The 20183-nt window shown below is 51.0% G+C and carries 14 protein-coding genes and 1 riboswitch; of the genes, 9 read left to right on the top strand and 5 right to left on the bottom strand.

The window, feature by feature from the left end:
• Window positions 1-95: 95 nt before the first annotated feature.
• The 4 genes from GWK09_RS02665 to GWK09_RS02650 form a co-directional block, all read right to left on the bottom strand.
• Window positions 96-1571 (bottom strand): NupC/NupG family nucleoside CNT transporter, encoded by a 1476-nt coding sequence (locus GWK09_RS02665; RefSeq protein ID WP_163691462.1) that lies wholly within the window; start codon window positions 1569-1571, stop codon window positions 96-98.
• A 17-nt stretch (window positions 1572-1588) separates the two neighbouring features.
• The gene (locus GWK09_RS02660; RefSeq protein ID WP_163691461.1) at window positions 1589-2218 is read right to left on the bottom strand and encodes a bifunctional nuclease family protein; all 630 of its coding nucleotides are present in this window, start codon (window positions 2216-2218) and stop codon (window positions 1589-1591) included.
• Window positions 2219-2306: 88 nt separating this feature from the next.
• Window positions 2307-3275 carry an electron transfer flavoprotein subunit alpha/FixB family protein gene (locus GWK09_RS02655; protein WP_163691460.1) on the bottom strand — a complete coding sequence of 323 codons (969 nt, stop codon included), beginning with the start codon at window positions 3273-3275 and terminating at the stop codon, window positions 2307-2309.
• 30 nt (window positions 3276-3305) lie between these two features.
• Complete coding sequence (locus tag GWK09_RS02650) at window positions 3306-4052, bottom strand: electron transfer flavoprotein subunit beta/FixA family protein (protein ID WP_163691459.1); 747 nt, start codon at window positions 4050-4052, stop codon at window positions 3306-3308.
• 181 nt (window positions 4053-4233) lie between these two features.
• On the opposite strand from GWK09_RS02650, the gene GWK09_RS02645 reads away from it, so the two are divergent.
• From GWK09_RS02645 to GWK09_RS02635, 3 genes are all read left to right on the top strand, one after another.
• Entirely contained in the window at window positions 4234-5211 is a 978-nt protein-coding gene (locus tag GWK09_RS02645; protein ID WP_163691458.1) for a pyruvate dehydrogenase complex E1 component subunit beta, read from the top strand.
• A 148-nt stretch (window positions 5212-5359) separates the two neighbouring features.
• Entirely contained in the window at window positions 5360-7852 is a 2493-nt protein-coding gene (locus GWK09_RS02640; protein WP_163691457.1) for a DUF5686 family protein, read from the top strand.
• Between the two features lie 115 nt (window positions 7853-7967).
• Window positions 7968-10376, top strand: a complete 2409-nt coding sequence (locus GWK09_RS02635; RefSeq protein ID WP_163691456.1) for a sodium-translocating pyrophosphatase — start codon at window positions 7968-7970, stop codon at window positions 10374-10376.
• Window positions 10377-10448: 72 nt separating this feature from the next.
• Here GWK09_RS02635 and GWK09_RS02630 read toward each other — a convergent pair whose 3' ends face one another.
• Complete coding sequence (locus GWK09_RS02630; protein ID WP_163691455.1) at window positions 10449-11063, bottom strand: deoxynucleoside kinase; 615 nt, start codon at window positions 11061-11063, stop codon at window positions 10449-10451.
• Between the two features lie 323 nt (window positions 11064-11386).
• Between GWK09_RS02630 and metK the strand changes: the two genes are divergently transcribed.
• The 6 genes from metK to GWK09_RS02600 all read left to right on the top strand — a co-directional run bounded on the left by metK (window position 11387) and on the right by GWK09_RS02600 (window position 20179).
• On the top strand, window positions 11387-12643 hold the full coding sequence (gene metK / locus GWK09_RS02625; protein WP_163691454.1) for a methionine adenosyltransferase: 1257 nt from the start codon (window positions 11387-11389) through the stop codon (window positions 12641-12643).
• A gap of 75 nt (window positions 12644-12718) precedes the next feature.
• Window positions 12719-12829, top strand: a riboswitch (SAM riboswitch).
• A 124-nt stretch (window positions 12830-12953) separates the two neighbouring features.
• Complete coding sequence (locus GWK09_RS02620; RefSeq protein WP_163691453.1) at window positions 12954-14246, top strand: O-acetylhomoserine aminocarboxypropyltransferase/cysteine synthase family protein; 1293 nt, start codon at window positions 12954-12956, stop codon at window positions 14244-14246.
• 16 nt (window positions 14247-14262) lie between these two features.
• Window positions 14263-17712, top strand: a complete 3450-nt coding sequence (gene thrA / locus GWK09_RS02615; RefSeq protein WP_163691452.1) for a bifunctional aspartate kinase/homoserine dehydrogenase I — start codon at window positions 14263-14265, stop codon at window positions 17710-17712.
• A 20-nt stretch (window positions 17713-17732) separates the two neighbouring features.
• Window positions 17733-18914 (top strand): trans-sulfuration enzyme family protein, encoded by a 1182-nt coding sequence (locus GWK09_RS02610; protein WP_163691451.1) that lies wholly within the window; start codon window positions 17733-17735, stop codon window positions 18912-18914.
• A 34-nt stretch (window positions 18915-18948) separates the two neighbouring features.
• Window positions 18949-19362, top strand: coding sequence for an RrF2 family transcriptional regulator (locus GWK09_RS02605; RefSeq protein WP_163691450.1), 414 nt, complete (start codon window positions 18949-18951; stop codon window positions 19360-19362).
• Window positions 19363-19552: 190 nt separating this feature from the next.
• Entirely contained in the window at window positions 19553-20179 is a 627-nt protein-coding gene (locus GWK09_RS02600; RefSeq protein WP_163691449.1) for a phosphoadenosine phosphosulfate reductase domain-containing protein, read from the top strand.
• The last annotated feature ends 4 nt before the right edge of the window (window positions 20180-20183 follow it).

The following is a 20183-nucleotide window of genomic DNA, read 5'->3' as shown; positions in this document are numbered from 1 at the left end:
GGGTGTGGGCATAAAAATAAAAAAAGCGTCACTTTGATTCGGCCGTGGTCTCCCCCTTGTTTTGAAAACTTATCAACGAAGGGTGAACCTTGAAGCTATCCCAGGATCATTCCGGCAAAAGTGGCTGAGAGCAGGGAGGCGAGGGTGCCGCCAAGAACGGCTTTCATCCCGAATTCTGAGAGGGTTTTTCTCTGACCCGGGGCCAGTGAGCCTATACCGCCGATCTGTATGCCTATAGACGCGAAATTGGCGAATCCGCAGAGCATATAGGTGGCCATGATCACGGACTTGTTGTATGCGAAATGCGTCCCGTTGCTAAAATCCTTCAGGTCGGCCAGCTGTATGTAGCCAATAAATTCGCTGGCGGCCAGTTTAACACCCAGTAACTGCCCCATAAGGAGGATGTCCTCGGAATTGACCCCGATCAGCCACATCAGGGGGGCGAAGATCACACCCAGCACCGCCTCAAGTGAGAGCTGGTCATAGGCAGAATTCGCACTGATCCAGGGGTTTAGGGAGGTGAGGTCGCCCACCCATCCCAGGATACCGTTGATCATGGCGATAAAGGCCACAAAAACCAATAACATCGCCCCGACATTTACAGCCAGTTTAAGGCCTTCCGTAGTGCCGTTCGCAATGGCATCCAGGATGTTGGAGCCAATTTTTTCTGTGGAGACATGGATCTCTTTGTTTATGGCTTCGGTCTGTGGATACAGCATCTTGGAGATCACGATGGCCCCGGGGGCTGCCATCACGGATGCAGCGATGAGGTGACGGGCGAATTCGAGCCTCAGCTGTTCGTCATTTCCCCCCAGGAACCCGATATAAGCTGCGAGTACCCCACCTGCCACCGTGGCCATCCCACCAATCATGACCAGCAGGATCTCCGAGCGGTTCATTTTTTCGAGGTAGGCCTTGATCAGCAGGGGTGCCTCGGTCTGCCCCAGAAAGATATTCCCGGACACACTCAGGCTCTCGGCCCCGGAGATACCCAGGAAACGGGTAAGCAACCAGGCGAGGCCCTTGACGATCTTTTGGATGACCCCCAGGTAATAAAGGACGGAGGTAAGAGCCGAGAAAAAGATGATGGTGGGCAGGATCTGAAAGGCGAAGATATAGCCGATGTTGGGGTTATCCAGGTTGAGCAGTCCGCCGAAGATAAATTCGCTCCCCGCCATGGTATATTTCAGGATCTCGTTGAAGAACTGCCCGAGCTTGTTGAAGAACCATTGTATAGCCGGGACTTTCAGGATGCCGATGGCCAGGGAAAGTTGTATACCCAGGCCTATGGCGGTGGTCCTCCAGTTAATGGCCTTCCGGTTGGCTGAGAAAATATAGGAGATCAGCAATAGGACCAGCATGCCGAGGACTCCCCTCCAGAGGCTGTCCAGGGAAAAGCCCTGGTTCGGGAGAATGGGGCTGGCCGGATTTGCCATGGGATTGCTATCCGCAAGCTGTAAAACAATCGGTACGCTGTCATTTAAAAGGCTGTCTGAAGGGACGAGTTCCTGACCCAGAACAGGGAAGGAGAGCAGTAAAACGAATGACAGCATCCAAAATCCTGGCTTCATAGGTGTGCGCTAGCAGATCATTTGCGTTTGGAGATTTCGTCCCTCAAACGGGCGGCCTTTTCATAGTCTTCACTGGCCACGGCCTTTTCCAGTTCTTTTCGCAGTTCGTCCATGCTCAGCTCCTTGTAGGGAGCCTGAGAACCCGGGTCTATCTCTACCGTCTCTCCTTCCTGCAGGATCTCGTCTACCACAATGCTGTCATCGATCTCCTCTTTTTCCTTTTCCTTGGAAGAGAATTTGAGGAAGATACCTGCTTTGTCAAGAATGGTCCTGTAGGTGAAGATGGGCGCATTAAAACGCAGGGCCAGGGCAATGGCATCGGAGGTCCGGGCATCGATGATTTCCTCTACCTTGTCTCGTTCGCAGATGATGCTGGAGTAGAAGACCCCATCTACTAATTTGTGGATGATGACCTGTTTGACAACGATGTCGAACCGGTCCGCAAAATTCTTGAAAAGGTCATGGGTAAGTGGCCTGGGAGGCTTGATTTCCTTTTCCAGGGCGATGGCTATGGATTGGGCCTCAAAGGCGCCGATCACGATGGGCAACTTTCTGTCCCCTTCAACCTCATTCAGAATAAGGGCATAAGCCCCGTTCTGGGTCTGACTGTAAGAGATGCCCTTTATTTTTAACCTGACTAAGCTCATAATCACTCCAATACCAAAAAGGGCTGTATAAATATAGGGAATGTCCTAAGTATTTAAACAGCCCTTCGAAGGCACAAATTAACAAAATTTAGGCGTTCTGGGCCTTAAATTCCTTTAATTTTTCGATGAGTTTAGGGACCACTTCGAATGCATCACCGACAATACCATAATCTGCTGCTTTGAAGAAAGGGGCTTCGGGATCGGTGTTGATGACTACCTTTACCTTGGAGGCGCTGACCCCGGCCAGGTGCTGTATGGCACCGGAGATCCCAATGGCGATATAAAGGTTGCTGGCCACCGGTTTACCGGTTTGGCCCACGTGTTCCCCGTGAGGCCTCCAGCCCATATCGCTGACCGGTTTGGAACAGGCAGTGGCTGCGCCGAGGACCTTAGCTAAGTCTTCAATCATTTCCCAGTTCTCCGGACCTTTCAAACCCCTTCCGGCAGACACTACGATGTCTGCATCTGCAATGGTGACCTCCCCGGCGACCTTATCCACATTGACGGATTTGGTGGAGAATATCCCCTCTTCCAGAGAAGGACTAAAGTTTTCCTCGGTCAGAGCCGACTTATTTTCATGGACACCAAAAGCGTTGTTGGAGACCCCTAAGATCTTGATGTCCGTGGTGATCTCCGTATGGGCAAAACCTTTATTGCTGAAGGCCATGCGTTTAACGACCAAGGGCGACACACTGTCGGGGGCAGCCACGACGTTGGGGACATATCCCGCCTTGAGCATCCCAGAGAGCAGGCCTCCCAGGTATTTGGAGTCCGTACTGGAACTCAGCACCACGACCTTGACCCCTTCCTTTTTTACAGCCCCGGCAATCGCGGATGCATAGGCCTTTGCATTAAAGGCCTTCAGGGAGTCGGCCTGAACTTTCAGCACCTTGCTTACCCCGTAGTTACCGAGGGCGGAGGTGTCTTCTACCCCGAAGCAGACCGCCGAGACGGTCGTACCCATATCCTGGGCCACTTTGTAGGCATAGGATGCCGCCTCCTGGGCACTTTTCTTAAATTTTCCGTTTTCGGATTCGGTATATACTAGAACAGACATATCGGTGTATTTCTTTGGATTTGTATGAGCTTAAATGACTTTCGCTTCGCTGTGAAGCAGGTTGACGAGTTCTCCTACGTTATCTGCATCCACGAGCTTTACGGGCCCTTTCGGAGCAGGCTTGTCGAAGGTCTTGTCTGACATCGCGTGAATGGCCTCCACAGGTTCAACGACGTTGAGTTTTTTCTGACGGGCCATCATGATCCCTCTCATGTTGGGGATTCTGAGGTCAGATTCCTCAACCAGGCCTTTTTGGCCTCCGATAATAAGAGGTAAAGAAGTTTCCAGGGTCTCTTTTCCCCCGTCGATCTCCCTTACGGCCTTTACTTTATTTCCTTCTATCTCCAGGCCAATACAGGTGTTCACGAAATGAATATCCAGCAGGGCTGCGATGATCCCGGGAACCATGCCCCCGTTGTAGTCAATGGATTCCCTCCCCGCTATAATCAGGTCGTAACCGCCGTTTTTTATCACCTCGGCAAGTTGACTCGCAACGAAGAACCCGTCTGTGGGTTCGGCATTGATCCTGATGCCCTCATCGGCCCCTATGGCCAATGCCTTGCGCATGGTGGGTTCCACTCCGGGACCCCCTACTGTGGCCACGTGAACGGTGGCACCCTGCTTTTCCTTGAACCACATGGCCCGGGTAAGGCCAAACTCATCATTGGGATTGATCACGAACTGCACCCCGGTAGTGTCAAACTTCGTCTGGTCTGCCGTGAAATTGATCTTGGAAGTGGTATCCGGAACATTGCTGATACATACTAATATCTTCATCTGAGTAATGCTTGTTTTGAGAAATAATACGGCTTCAAAGATAACCAAATAAAACCAAAAATACTATGCATGCATAATAAATTTTTAAAATGTTTTTGCCGTTACCGCCGGTTTAATTGATGGATTATTTGCTATTTTTGTTCGCATTTTGATGTGATTTCAGGTAGAGAAAAACAAGTTTATGAAGACAATTCAATTCAGGGAAGCGATCGCAGAGGCCATGTCGGAGGAAATGAGGCGGGACGAGTCGATTTACCTCATGGGAGAAGAAGTGGCAGAATACAACGGGGCGTACAAGGCCTCCAAAGGGATGCTGGACGAATTCGGACCCCGCAGGGTGATAGACACTCCGATCTCAGAACTTGGTTTCGCCGGAGTTGGAGTAGGTTCTGCCATGAATGGCAACCGACCTATCATAGAATTTATGACCTTTAACTTTGCCCTGGTAGGCATTGACCAGATCATCAATAATGCCGCCAAGATCCGGCAGATGTCCGGTGGACAGTTTGATTGTCCCATCGTATTCAGAGGGCCAACCGCCTCCGCGGGTCAGCTGGCTGCCACCCACTCCCAGGCCTTTGAAAGCTGGTATGCCAACTGCCCGGGCTTAAAGGTGGTAGTGCCATCGAATCCCAAAGACGCCAAAGGCCTACTCAAATCGGCCATTCGCGATAACGACCCCGTGATCTTCATGGAATCCGAACAGATGTATGGAGACAAGGGAGAGGTGCCTGAAGGAGAGTACACCATCCCATTGGGTGTGGCCGAGATCAAACGGGAAGGTAAGGATGTCACCATTGTGTCTTTCGGGAAGATCATCAAAGAAGCCTACAAGGCTGCCGAAGAACTCGAGAAAGAAGGGATTGAATGCGAAATTATCGACCTGAGGACGGTAAAACCCATGGATACGGAAGCCATCCTCAGATCCGTGAAAAAGACTAACCGACTGGTGATCCTCGAGGAGGCCTGGCCTTTTGGGAATGTCGCCACCGAAATTACTTACCAGGTACAACAAAAAGCCTTCGATTACCTCGATGCCCCGATCGCCAAGATCAATACGGCTGATACGCCTGCGCCTTATTCTCCCGTACTGCTGGAAGAATGGCTGCCCAACCATGAAGACGTGATCCGGGCCGTAAAAAAGGTGATGTACAAGTAAGAACACCACAATATTCCCGACAAAACTTCGTCTTCCTAATGCAGGCGAAGTTTTTTTATCCGTAATTTTTCAGGATAATTAAGTTGAATGACCAGGGGTTTCACATAAGGGTACCTCCATTTCCCAAAAGACCGCCGAGCTTTACACTATGAGAATACGCCTTTTCCCGATCCTTTTCCTCATTGCCGGTCTCTGTGTGGCCCAGACCAAGGTGAGTGGGATCGTCGTGGATGAAGTCGGCGAACCGGTGGCCTTTGCCAACGTCATCTTCCCCAATTCTACCCTGGGGACCATCACCAATGACAACGGGCGATTTTATCTCGAATCGGATACCCGGTACAACAGTATACTCGTTTCGTTTATCGGCTACCAGACCCTGGAAGTCCCTTTGCCTGCGGCCGTGAATTACGACCTGACCATCGTACTGCTGGAAGGGGAACAGCTCGATGAGGTCGTGGTGTATTCGGGCAAACAGTCCAAAAAGAACAACCCTGCCATCGACATTCTGCGAAAGATCTGGGCCAAGAAGAGGATCAACGGCCTTCGCAAATTCAAACAATACGAATACGACAAATACGAAAAGATAGAATTCGACCTCAACACCATAGACAGTGCGCTGATCAACAGCCGCATGTTCAGGGGGCTGGAATTTATCTTTGCCGACCTCGATACCTCCCGCATCACGGGAAAAACCTATTTACCTATTTTCCTCAACGAGGTATTTTCCAAGGTGTACGGAAATAACCTCATTCCAAAGGAAAGGGAGGATGTGCTCGGCAACAGGAATTCGGGTTTCAGCAACAATCAGGCGATCACCGCCTTTGTGCAGGACCTGTACTCGGATTACGACGTCTATGCGAACTACCTGAAGTTCTTTGACAAGAGTTTTACGAGTCCGCTTTCCCGTACCGGGATAGATGTGTATAACTATGTCCTGACGGACAGCGCGTTCATCGATAACAAGTGGTGCTATCATATCATTTATTACCCCAGGAGGAAGAACGAACTTACCTTCAAAGGTGATTTCTGGGTCAATGATTCCACTTACGCCCTGAAAAAGATCAACCTGCAGGTAACCAAAAGTGCCAACATCAACTGGGTGAAGGAGATCTATATTGAACAGGACTTCGAGGTGGTCAACGATTCCGTTTTCCTTTTGAAAAGGGACTATATGCTTTCCGATTTTGCCCTGAACAAAAAAGAGAGTTCCAAGGGAATTTACGGGAAGCGGACCACCGTATACGACCACTACATATTTGACAACCTCCGGCCTGATGAGTTCTACAGGACAGCCACGGATCCATATGATCCCAGGGTCTTTCAACAGGATAGCACCTTTTGGAACCGCAGCCGACTGGAATCCCTGAACAAGGACGAGACCGGGATCTACACCCTCCTGGATACCCTGAAGACGGTGCCGAAGTTCAAGACCTATTACAACCTGGTGAGCATTTTGGGATCCGGCTACGTGGAGATAGACAAATGGAATCTGGATATTGGGGATATCTACAGTACTTTCGGGTACAACGACGCTGAGGGGATTCGTCTCAGGGGAGGGGCTCGCACCTTTTTCGGGCAGAATGATCCCTGGCGACTGGAAGGGTACATGGCCTACGGTTTTTTGGATCGGAAATTCAAACACGGGTTCTCGGCCAAATTTCTGCTGGACCGGAAAAGCAGGCTTATCATCTCAGGGGGGAATCGCCGCGATATCGAACAGCTGGGCCTGAGCCTGACAGCGACCAACGACGTTCTGGGCAGGAGCGTCGCTTCTTCGTCTGTCCTTACCGTAGGGAACAACGACCGGCTTTCCAATATCAACCTGAGCACCTTGAACCTCGAGGCAGAACCCCTGAAGAATTTCAGGATCCGTTTTGGCGGGTCGTTCAGGACACTGAGTTCTGCATTGCCCGAGGCCTTTAACCTGGACTATGTAGACCCGGATTCCCCAACGGGTATTTCCTCCGAAGTGAAGCAGTTCGACCTGACCACCAGCCTGATCTTCACCCCCGGGAAACGCACCATTGGCTATGGGGTGGAAAGGCGGGATGTGAACGACGAATACGCCACCCTCTTTCTGAATTACACCAGGGGACTCGAAGGATTTCTCGAAAGCGACTTCAACTATACCAGGTACCAGTTCTCCTATACCCAACCCTGGCAGATCGGGGGTTTTGGCCGACTTCTGAGTACCGTGGAAATGGGCAAGACAGTGGGTACGGTGCCTCTGAGCCTTCTCAATGTGATCCCGGGCAATCAGACGCTATTCACCCTATATAATACCTTTCCAAACCTCGATTTCTACGAGTTCGTGACGGACACCTACGTGGCCCTGCACCTCGAACAGAATTTCAACGGCAGGTTCTTTTCTCGCATCCCGGTGATACGGGACTGGAATCTACGGGAGATCGTGGGGATCAGAGGCGCCTGGGGCCAGCTTTCAGAAGAGAACATCGCCCTGAACAGTCCTGCCAACATCCCCCTTAATGCCCCTTCCGATAAGATCTACTGGGAGTACTCCCTGGGGGTAGGGAATATCTTCAAGATCTTCAGGCTCGATTTCAATTTCAGGGGGAATTACCTGGAAAACCCCGAAGCAAGGCCGTTCAGCGTAACCGGAACCTTTGGCTTCCACTTCTGATACGGTCATTCGCCTGGCTCCCATTCCCATTCGTTTACAGGGAAATAATTGCTTTTTTATTCTAATCCGTTTTACTACTTTTGCAGCCGCTTTAACAGATAAATAACAAATCAAAATGGAATTGATCGTAACCCTTTTACCGGCATTTGGTGTTCTCGCCTTGCTGTTCGTATTATTCAAAAACATATGGGTGTCCAAACAGGAAGTGGGAGATGCCAATATGGCCAGGATCGCGAAAAATATAGCGGACGGTGCCATGTCTTTCCTCAAGGCAGAGTACAAGATCTTATCGATCTTCGTGGTGGCTGTAGCCATCCTGCTCTACTTCAAAGGTGAAAATGAAGTAGGATCCAACGGAATGGTTGCCCTGTCCTTTGTGGTAGGTGCCATCTGTTCGGCCCTTGCCGGATTCATCGGGATGAGGGTCGCCACCAAGGCGAATGTGCGAACTACCCAGGCTGCCAGGACTTCTCTCGGGAAAGCTCTTGAAGTGGCTTTTGCCGGAGGTTCCGTCATGGGACTGGGCGTTGTCGGATTGGGTGTGCTGGGCCTTAGCAGCCTGTTCATGCTCTACCAGAATATCTGGCCCGAGGCAGAAAACCTCGCCATGGTGTTGAACGTTCTTTCGGGCTTTTCGCTTGGGGCGTCATCCATTGCTCTCTTTGCGCGTGTTGGGGGAGGTATCTATACCAAGGCCGCGGATGTTGGGGCCGACCTCGTCGGAAAGGTGGAAGCTGGAATTCCTGAAGACCACCCCCTCAACCCTGCCACTATAGCCGATAACGTCGGGGATAACGTGGGAGATGTTGCCGGGATGGGAGCCGACCTTTTTGAGTCGTATGTAGGATCCATTATCGGTACCATGGTTTTGGGAGCGTATATCATTACGCCTGATTTTGCAGGCCTGGGTGCTGTGTACCTGCCCCTGGTCCTTGCCGCGGTGGGGATCGTTATGTCCATCATAGGGACCTTCTTCGTAAAGGTAAAAGAAGGGGGGAACCCTCAGACTGCTTTGAATATTGGCGAATTTGGTTCTGCCGGTCTCATGATCATTGCTTCCTATTTCCTCATTTACGGCATGATCCCCGATACCGTTGAAGGCTTGCCGTTCGGTGCCTGGGGTGTATTTATGGCCACTATCGCAGGACTGGTAGCCGGACTCGGAGTGGGAAAGATCACAGAATATTATACAGGTACAGGTACCAAGCCTGTAAGTGCCATTGTGCGTCAGTCCGAGACTGGTGCCGCAACGAATATCATAGCCGGACTCGGAGTTGGGATGATGTCTACGGCCGTGCCGATCATCCTGATCGCTGCAGCCATTCTCGTATCCCATTATTTTGCTGGACTTTACGGAATAGCCATTGCAGCTGTAGGAATGCTCGCTAATACAGGCATTCAGTTGGCTGTTGATGCCTATGGACCTATTTCTGATAACGCTGGGGGTATCGCCGAGATGGCGGAACTTCCCAAAGAAGTTCGGGAGAGGACGGACAAGCTCGATGCAGTGGGTAATACCACAGCTGCCATCGGTAAAGGTTTTGCGATCGCCTCTGCGGCCCTAACAGCCCTGGCTCTTTTCTCTGCCTTTATGAAGGTGGCTAATGTAACCGCTATTGACGTAAGCCGTCCCGATATCATGGCAGGTTTGCTGGTAGGGGGTATGCTGCCCTTTGTCTTCTCAGCCCTCTCCATGAACGCCGTTGGCCGTGCGGCCATGGCCATGATCGAGGAGGTAAGGCGCCAGTTCAGGGACATCCCAAAACTGAAGGCTGCACTGGAGGTGATGAGAAAATACGATTCAGATATTTCCAAGGCCACCCCTGCAGACCGAAAGATCTTCGATGAGGCAAACGGGGTCGCTGAATACGAGAAGTGTGTCGCCATTTCCACCAAGGCCTCTATAAAGGAAATGGTTTTACCCGGACTTTTGGCTATCGCTGTACCGGTTGCTGTCGGCTTTATCGGCGGCGCTGAAATGCTCGGTGGTCTCCTCGCGGGTGTAACTACCGCAGGTGTACTGATGGCGATCTTCCAATCGAACGCAGGAGGTGCCTGGGACAACGCCAAGAAGATGATCGAAGCTGATGGAAGAAAAGGGACCGATGCCCATAAAGCTGCTGTTGTAGGGGATACCGTAGGTGACCCTTTCAAAGATACTTCCGGACCCTCCCTGAACATCCTGTTAAAGCTTATGTCCGTAGTGGCCCTGGTGATCGCGCCTAGTATCGCCCTGTCAGCAGATGAGGTGACGGCCTACAACCAGGATAAAATGTCCGGAGCTGCAGTGGAGCAGAGTATGCAGAAAGAGGTGAAGGTGCAAATGGAAAAGAATGAGGACGGTACCGTTACCGCCACTGTAGTGACAACCACCACGGAAAACGGAGAAAAGGTCGCAGATAAACAGGTCTTTACCGGAACAATGGAAGAAGTAAAATCAAAGATCGAAGCTCTCAATGCCATGGATAACGGCTCTGAGATAAAGATCAAAAAAGTAATCGAAAAGGAAGTCGAACAGAACTAAACTTCCTTTTTCGGAAAATAAAAAAGCCCTTGAGAGATCAAGGGCTTTTTTTATGTTATTCGGTGGTCTGGTTTAAAACAATCCGTTAATCTCTGCATCGATCCTGTTGATGACCTCCCCCAGGTGCTCAGGGTTATCGACAAAATCCAATCGATCCACATCTACGATGAGAAGATTCCCCTTTTCATAGCCGTGCACCCAGGCTTCATAGCGCTCATTCAAACGGCTCAGGTAATCGATAGAAATACTGTTCTCGTATTCCCGTCCTCTTTTGTGGATCTGGTTGACCAGGTTGGGGATGGAACTCCGGAGGTAGATCAGAAGGTCCGGGGGTTGTACCAGGCTTTCCATCAGCTCAAAAAGGCTGGTGTAGTTAGTGAAATCTCTGTTGGTCATAAGCCCCATGGCATGGAGGTTGGGGGCGAAGATATGGGCGTCTTCGTATATGGTACGGTCCTGGATCACATTTTTACCGCTCTCGCGAATCTTGAGGATCTGCCGGTACCTGCTGTTCAGGAAATAGATCTGCAGGTTAAAACTCCACCGTTCCATCTGGGTGTAGAAGTCGTCCAGGTAAGGATTATCCACCACATCCTCAAAATGGGCCTCCCATTTGTAGTGTTTCGCGAGTAATTCGGTCAGGGTCGTTTTCCCTGCCCCGATGTTTCCGGCAACGGCGACGTGCATAGGATACTGGTATTAGGCTTTTGGTCTTTGAAAGGACAGCAATATACAAAGTATATCCACTTCCCGGAAAATCTTTTCGGTGTAATGACCGGATTTTGACCCCTCATTCACGCATATCCGGTTACAGTACAGGAATGGCGTAAAAGTAAGTGTCAAATTTTGTGAAGACCTAAATTAACCCTACTTTTGAGCCCGAATAAGAGGACGGATTTGACTGATTGCAACCTCTGAAAAAATGCTAAAGCAGTTTCCTGCGGCCCCCCGTATTTCAAACTCCTTACAGCATCGCTCAGACCCCGTTCTCTGATAACAAGAGAAAGCATATGCCCTATTTATTTACTTCAGAGTCTGTCAGCGAAGGCCATCCCGATAAAATCGCGGATCAGATCAGTGATGCCCTCCTGGATAATTTCCTCGCTTTTGATCCTGAGAGCAAAGTGGCCTGTGAGACGTTGGTCACTACAGGTCAAGTGGTCCTGGCAGGGGAAGTGAAGAGCCATACGTATGTAGACCTGCAACAGATCACCCGGGAAGTGATCAACCGGATAGGGTACACCAAAGGAGCCTATCAGTTCAGCGGGGATTCCTGCGGGATCATTTCCCTGATCCACGAACAGTCCAAGGACATCAATCAGGGCGTAGACCGGGGTACCAAGGAAGAGCAGGGGGCTGGAGACCAGGGTATGATGTTTGGTTATGCCACAAAGGAGACGGAGAACTATATGCCCCTGGCACTGGATATCTCCCATAAGATCCTACAGGAACTGGCTTCCCTGAGAAGGGAGGATGATGATATCACCTATTTGCGGCCCGATGCCAAGGCGCAGGTGACCATAGAATATTCCGATGACAATGTGCCCCTGCGCATAGATACCATCGTGATTTCTACCCAGCACGATCCCTTTGACGAGGACGACCTGAAGATGCTGAAAACCATCAAAAGCCATCTTCTGGCCATCCTTATTCCCAGGGTGAAAAAGAGATTACCGGAGAGCATCCAGGCGCTTTTTACGGATGACATCAAGTACTACATCAATCCTACGGGGAAATTTGTGATCGGAGGCCCCCACGGGGATACCGGGCTCACCGGGAGGAAGATCGTCGTGGATACCTATGGTGGGAAAGGAGCCCACGGAGGAGGCGCGTTCAGCGGAAAGGACCCCAGTAAGGTGGACCGAAGCGCGGCCTATGCCGCCCGCCATGCCGCCAAGAACCTGGTCGCGGCAGGGGTTGCCGATGAGATCCTTGTTCAGATCAGCTATGCGATAGGGGTCGTCCAACCCACGTCGGTTTTTGTGGATACCTATGGAACGGCCAAGGTAGAGATGACGGATGGGGAGATTGCAAAGATCGTTTCCAACCTGTTCGATTTCAGGCCCTTTGCCATTGAGGAACGCCTGAAGTTGAGGAATCCTATCTATCTGGAAACCGCGGCTTACGGGCATATGGGGAAAGAACCCCGGATAGTGACCAAGGTCTTCGAATCCCCCTATAACGGGCGGATCAAACGGGAAGTGGAGTTGTTTACCTGGGAGAAACTCGACATGGTCGACCTCGTACAGGAAGCATTTAACATATAAAATTTATAGGATAATTAGGAAATTATTAAAATCCCTTCCTATATTTGACAGTTCAAAGTTCAAACTCTTATTGATTAGTTATCGAGAAAGGTGGAGGGACTAGACCCTTTGAAGCCTTAGCAACCCTTTGTGTCCAATGCAAAGAAGGTGCTACATTCTATCCCGTGTATTCGGGGCAGATAACACAGATCCATTACCTCGGGTAATATCTCTTTCTTTATAACTTTTTTGATTTGTACGCCAGCCGTAAGATGCTGACGTGTGGTTTGGCTTTTTTATTTCATGTTTAACAAATAAAAAAACTAAAATCATGAGCGATCAGAAATTTTCGACCCGCGCTTTGCACGCCGGTCACGACACCAAAGCGCACGGGGGCACCCGGGCTATTCCGATTTACCAGAGCACTGCCTATGTGTTCAACAACTCCGACCATGCGGCCAATCTGTTCTCCCTGGCGGAATTTGGGAACATCTATACCCGCATCAACAACCCTACCAACGATATCCTCGAGCAGCGCCTGGCCTCCCTGGAAGGAGGTATTGCTTCTGTGGTGACCGCTTCGGGGACTGCGGCCATCAACACGGCCCTCCTGGTCCTGCTAAAGGCCGGAGATCACATCGTGGCCTCCAACAGCTTGTACGGGGGAACGTATAACCTCCTTAGTGTGACCCTGCCCAGACTGGGGATCACCACCACCTTTGTCGATCCCTCGGATCCCGGGAATTTCGGAGAGGCGGTGCAACAGAACACACGTGCCATCTTTGTGGAATCCCTCGGGAACCCCAAGCTGGACGTTTTGGACCTGAAGGCTATTGCTTCCCAGGCCAGGAAAGCTCGTATCCCCTTTATAGTGGACAATACGGTAGCGACCCCCGCATTGTTGAACCCCATTGAACATGGAGCGAATATCGTGATCCATTCCCTTACGAAATATATCAATGGGAACGGTACAGCCCTGGGCGGTGCCATCATCGATGCAGGCACGTTCGACTGGGCTAATGGTAAATTCCCGGAATTCACCGAACCCTCTGCGGGATATCACGGCCTGGTCTACCACGAAGCCCTGGGCCCGGCAGCCTTTATCGCCAAGGTGCGTATAGAGGGCCTCAGGGATCATGGGGCGTGCCTGAGCCCTTTTAACGCCTTCCAGATCCTGCAGGGGTTGGAGACCCTGGAGGTCAGGATCAAAAAGCACAGTGAAAATGCCCTGGCCCTGGCCCAGTGGCTGGAATCCCGTAAAGAAGTAACCTGGGTGAATTACCCCGGACTCAAAAGCAGTCCGCATTATCCACTGGCTGAGGCTTATCTGCCTGCAGGTCAGAGCGGAATTCTTACATTTGGGGTGAAGGGAGGCTATGAGTCGGCCAAGAAGATCGCAGATGAGACCAAGGTATTTTCTCTTTTGGCAAATATCGGAGATACCAAGTCCCTGATCATCCACCCGGCGAGTACAACCCACCAGCAACTGGATGACGAGGCACAACTCACTACCGGCGTGACTAAGGACCTCATCAGGTTATCCGTGGGACTGGAGGATCTGAAGGACCTGACGGCCGATCTCGAACAGGCCTTTGCCAAAATAGATAAATCGGTTCTGGCCTAATCAACATACCAATTCTATGACCGGAGAGAAAGAAGAGGATAAGGTGATTCAACCGGGCACAAAACCTAAGTCCGTACCCGGACTTGAGCGGTTGAGTATCCCGGGATTTACCACCCTGAGTGGTATTTCCCAGGATATTCTCTTGTCCTATCAGGTCTTTGGAAAGCCTTTGCATTCGGCCCCGGTGGTCCTGGTCAATCACGCCCTTACGGGTAATTCGAATGTAGTAGGATCCCATGGATGGTGGAAGGATCTGGTAGGAGAAGGGAAGTGTATTGATACCCTCAGGTATACCGTACTTTCGTTCAATATTCCCGGGAACGGTTATGACGGATTCCTCATTGAGAACTACCGGGACTTTGTCGCTTCAGATATGGCCAGGATCTTCCTTCAGGGACTTGACTTACTGGGGGTACAAAAGCTCTTTGCCATCATCGGAGGTTCCCTGGGTGGGGGGATCGCATGGGAAATGGCTGCCCTGAACCCCGAGATCACGACCCACCTAATCCCGGTGGCATCCGACTGGAAATCAACAGACTGGCTCATTGCCAATTGCCAGATCCAGGAGCAGTTCCTGGTCAATTCAAAGAACCCTGTCCACGATGCCCGCATGCATGCCATGCTCTGTTATCGAACCCCTCAATCCTTCAAGGAACGCTTTCAGAGGAGTACGAATGAGGAATTGAAATTGTTCAACGTGGAAAGCTGGCTGATCCACCACGGCCGAAAGCTCCAGGAGAGGTTTCAGCTATCGGCCTACAAGCTCACCAACCAGCTCCTCAGGACCATTGATATCACCAGGAGAGGGGAAGAGGCTTTCAGAAAACTACAGCAAAGTGATACCAACATCCACATCATAGGGGTGGATTCCGACCTTTTCTTTTCAGCAACAGAGAACAAAGATACCTATAAACAGATCGCCCAGGCGAGGAGCAACGTCACTTATGGGGAGATCAAGTCCCTGCACGGGCACGACGCCTTTCTCATCGAATACGAACAAATGGCCCAGCTACTGGAACCGATCTTCGACCGCGACAGTGCCCAGCGGCGGTATAAGGTCCTAAAATTCGGAGGCAAATCCCTGGCCAACGGCGAGGGGATCGAAAGGGTCCTGGAGACGGTTGTCTCAAAGGTCAATGCAGGGGAAAAGATTGCAGTGGTGGTCTCCGCAAGGGAAGCCGCGACGGATCAGTTACTGGCCATCCTGGAACTCGCCGCCGCAAGGAGGGATTACAAAAAGGAGTTTGAGGCCTTTGAGTCTTACCAGAGGCATAGCTTTAAGAACGTAGACCTTTCTGAACAGTTCAGGGAACTGGTTCAACTGCTTGAAGGGGTCTCCCTCCTGGGGGATTACAGCCCGAAGATCCGCGACCAGGTCCTGGCTATCGGGGAACTCATTTCCACCAAACTGATGACGAAATTGCTCATCGGGAAAGGGATTAATGCCGTATGGGTCGACTCTCGGAAAGTATTCGTGACCAATGACCACTTCGGGGATGCCACGGTCCTGGAAGAGGTGTCTAAAGACAAATTACTCGATCTTTTCTCTACCCTTGAGCGGGACGTGACCCCGGTTATCCCGGGATTTATCGGGGCTACCCGGGACGGGGCAACGACCACCCTGGGAAGGAACGGCAGCAACTATACGGCAGCCCTGCTGGCCAACTTCCTGGATGCGGAGGAATTGCAGAATTACACCCATGTGGATGGGATCTACACAGCAGATCCCAGGTGGGTCCCTGAAGCGAAACGCATAGACAGGCTTTCCTACGAAGAGGCCAATGAACTGGCCAATTTCGGAGCCACCATCCTCCACGCAAAGACGATCATTCCCTTGCTGGAGAAAAACATCCCCTTGCGTATCCTCAACACGTTCAACCCGGAAAATGAAGGGACGCTCATCAGTGCTAAGTCGAACGGAGAAGGAATACGTTCCCTTTCTGTACTTGAAAATGAAGCCCTCGTCAACTTGGAAGGCAGGGGACTCTTGGGGAAAGTAGGGGTGGATGCCCGGATTTTCAGGGCCCTGAGCAGGCGCAACGTCAGTGTAAGCATCATCTCTCAGGGATCTTCTGAAAGGGGCATAGGCCTTCTTGTGGGGGCGGAAAAAGCCGAGGTCGCCCGCAGGGCCCTGGAGGAGGAGTTCGAATCCGACTTTGAGTCGAGGGACATCAACACCATCACCATCGTTAAGGACGTTTCCGTGATCTCCATCGTGGGCCAGGACCTGAGCACTTTCCACAAGCCGTTCAATGCCCTGATCAAGAATCAGGTCATTCCCCTCCTCTTCAACAATACGGTCACCGGAAAGAACATCAGCCTCGTGGTCCGGAAGCAGGATCTTCACAAAGCACTCAACGTGATGCATGGTCAGATCTTCGGGATCAAGAAGCACATCAACCTGGCCGTGTTCGGCCATGGTAACGTAGGTGGTACCCTCCTCGACCAGGTGATCGGTGCCCGTGCTTCCATAGCAAAACGGAAGGGAATACAGCTCCGGGTCTTCGCTCTGGGGAATTCAAAGACCCTTTTATTGAGCAAGGAAGGGATCGGCCGCGATTGGAAGAAGGCAATGGAAGAAAAGGGGAAGCCCTATTCGCTTCGGGAGGTCTTTGATTTTGCCAGGGAACACCACCTGGAGAACCTGATCGCCGTAGACAATACGGCAAGCCAGGATTTTGTGGCCCATTATTTTGATTTTGTAGAGAATGGATTCGACCTTGTCTCTTCCAACAAGATCGCCAATACCCTGGGATATGATTACTATCAGCTGCTCAGGGAGGAACTGCACCGGTTCCAGAAGCAGTACTTGTACGAGACCAATGTGGGGGCCGGACTTCCCCTGATCGATACGATCAAGCTCCTCCATCTCAGCGGGGAGAACATCACCCGGATCAAGGGGATCTTTTCGGGTTCCCTGAGCTATATTTTCAATACCTATTCGGAGCGGGATGTCCCCTTCTCGGAGGTCGTGCGGGATGCAGTTGAGCGCGGCTATACCGAGCCTGATCCACGGGAAGATCTTTCCGGGATGGACGTGGGAAGGAAGTTGCTGATCCTCGCCAGGGAACTCGAATTGCAGAATGAGATCACGGATGTACAGGTTGAAAATCTGATTCCGGAGGAGATGAGAAACCTCTCTCTCGAGGCATTTATGGGTCGGCTAGACGAGCTCGACCCTCTGATGGAAGAGCGGAAAAGGTCCCTGGCCCCTGGACAAGCCCTGAGGTATATAGGGGATCTGTTCGGAGATCTCCAAAGAGACAAAGGAAAGCTGGAGGTAAAACTGGTAGCCGTGGAGAGGGAGAGCAGCCTGGGGCAGGTACGCGGTTCAGACTCCATCATAGAGATCTACACGGATTCTTACGGGCAACACCCTATCGTAATTCAGGGTGCCGGTGCCGGTGCCGCGGTGACCGCGCGTGGGGTGTTTGGAGATATCCTCCGGATTGCGGAAAGAATCTGAGCTTTTCCTAAATTGGGAATATGAAAAAAAGGAAGAAGAAATTCGAGACGGATGCCGTAAGGACACAGATAGAAAGGTCCCAGTACCTGGAGCATTCCAGCCCGGTCTACCTGACCTCCAGTTTTGTGTTTGAGGATGCCGAGGATATGAGGGCTTCCTTTGCGGAGGAAAAGGACAGGAACATCTATTCCCGTTATGCCAATCCTAACAGCACTGAATTCATAGAGAAGGTATGCAGGATGGAGGGCGCAGAGGCCGGTTTTGCCTTTGCTTCCGGGATGGCGGCCGTGTTCTCGACCTTCGCCTCCTTGCTCAATAGCGGGGACCACATCCTGGCCGCTCGTAACATTTTTGGATCCACCCACAGCCTCTTTACCCAGTTCTTTCCCAAATGGCAGATCACTCACAGCTATTTCAGGATAGATGATCTGGAAGGGATAGAAGAAATGATCACCCCAAAGACCAGGATCCTTTATGCAGAGTCGCCCACCAATCCAGGGGTAGACCTGGTGGATCTGGAGCAACTGGGCAGGATCGCTAAAAAGCACGACCTCATTTTTATCGTGGACAATTGCTTTGCCACCCCGTATTTGCAGCAGCCGATCCGATTTGGAGCCGATCTGGTCATACATTCCGGCACCAAGCTGATGGACGGGCAGGGGAGGGTGCTGGCAGGGATCACCGTTGGAAGGGCCGATCTGGTGGACAGGATCTACCGTTTCTCTCGAATAACAGGTCCCACATTATCCCCATTCAATGCATGGATACTTTCCAAGAGCCTTGAAACACTGGCCCTCAGGGTAGACCGGCATTGCAGCAACGCATTGGAAGTGGCCCGGTATCTGGAAGGGCATGAGAAGATCAACTGGGTAAAATATCCGTTTCTGCCCTCACATCCCCAATACGACCTGGCCAGGAAACAGATGAAAGCAGGGGGATGTGTGGTAGCCTTTGAAGTGAAAGGCGGACTTGAGGCCGGGCGTGCCTTTTTTGATGGGATAGAACTCCTTTCCCTGTCTGCGAATCTCGGGGATTCCAGGAGTATCGTCACCCACCCGGCATCCACCACTCACAGCAAGCTGACCGATGAAGAAAGGCTGGAAAGCGGGATAACCCCGGGAATGGTCCGGATCTCGGTGGGACTGGAGCACGTGGAGGATATCGTCGCCGATATTGCCCAATCCCTGGAGAGGATTTCCTGAGGGCCCGTATCCTGCTTTTCCCTATCTTAGCTGTATGCTTTCCAGGAAGACCAAGTATGGCTTGAAGGCCCTGACCTATCTCGCCGGACAAAAGACCAAGGAACCGATCGCGATCGCAGAGATCGCACGGCATGAGAATATTTCTCAAAAGTTCCTAGAGAACATCCTGCTCAGTTTGCGGTCCACAGGATTCCTCGGTTCCAAAAAGGGCAAAGGAGGGGGCTATTACCTGATCAAGGATCCCTCTGAAATTCCCATGACCACTGTGATGAGGGTTCTGGAAGGACCAATAGCCATGGTGTCCTGCGTCAGCCTGAATTTTTACGAGAAATGCGATGATTGCCCCGATGAACAATCCTGTTCCGTTCACAAACTCATGCTGAAGGTCAGAGACAGCAACCTGGATGTGTACCGAAATACGTCCCTTGCCGACCTTTTGATCAAGTAAGAATTCACAATAACCCCCAGCATTTTTTAGAGATATTTCCGAATTCCCGTCCGATTTTTATTAATCTATAAAAACTATAGGGTAATTAGAATAAATCTCTGGAAATATCGCTATACTTTGAATAATAATGATATTTTTGAAAAATCTAGTAAAGCGATAGGAATAATAATATAGTAAAATTGAGTGCCCTATGAAATTTACGGACCAACACCTGCAACACCTCAATACTCAGTTCAGGGGTATTCCCACGGAAGAGATCATAGGCTGGGCCCTGGACTATGCTCGCAGGCCGGTTGTGACCACTAATTTTGGTCCATTTTCTTCCTCTATCCTGCACGCGGTCACCTCTATCAAAAAGGATGTTCCGGTGATCTGGTGTGACACGGGGTACAATACACAGGCCACTTACCGACACGCGGAAGAGGTCATCAATGCTCTGGAACTGAACATGAGGATTTACGTGCCCAGACAGACCCGCGCAAGGAGGGATGTACTGATGGGAGGAATCCCAGATATAGATGATCCCGGGCATCGGGAATTTACCTGGCAGGTAAAGCTCGAACCTTTTCAGAGGGCAATGGAAGAACACAGCCCAGACGTTTGGTTCACCAATATCAGGAAAGGTCAGACCGCGTTCAGGGATACGCTGGATATACTCAGCATCAGCAAAGAAGGTATTCTGAAGGTAAGCCCGTTCTATCATTTTAGTGATGCGGAATTGAGCAGGTACCTAAAGCATTATAATCTCACTAACGAACTGGATTATTACGATCCGACGAAAGTGCTGCAGCATCGTGAATGTGGCCTGCACTTATAACCCC

The sequence above is a fragment of the Muriicola jejuensis genome, assembly GCF_010671595.1.
In the GTDB taxonomy this organism is placed as follows: Bacteria; Bacteroidota; Bacteroidia; order Flavobacteriales; family Flavobacteriaceae; genus Muriicola; species Muriicola jejuensis.
This window is presented reverse-complemented; position numbering and strand designations above follow the sequence as displayed.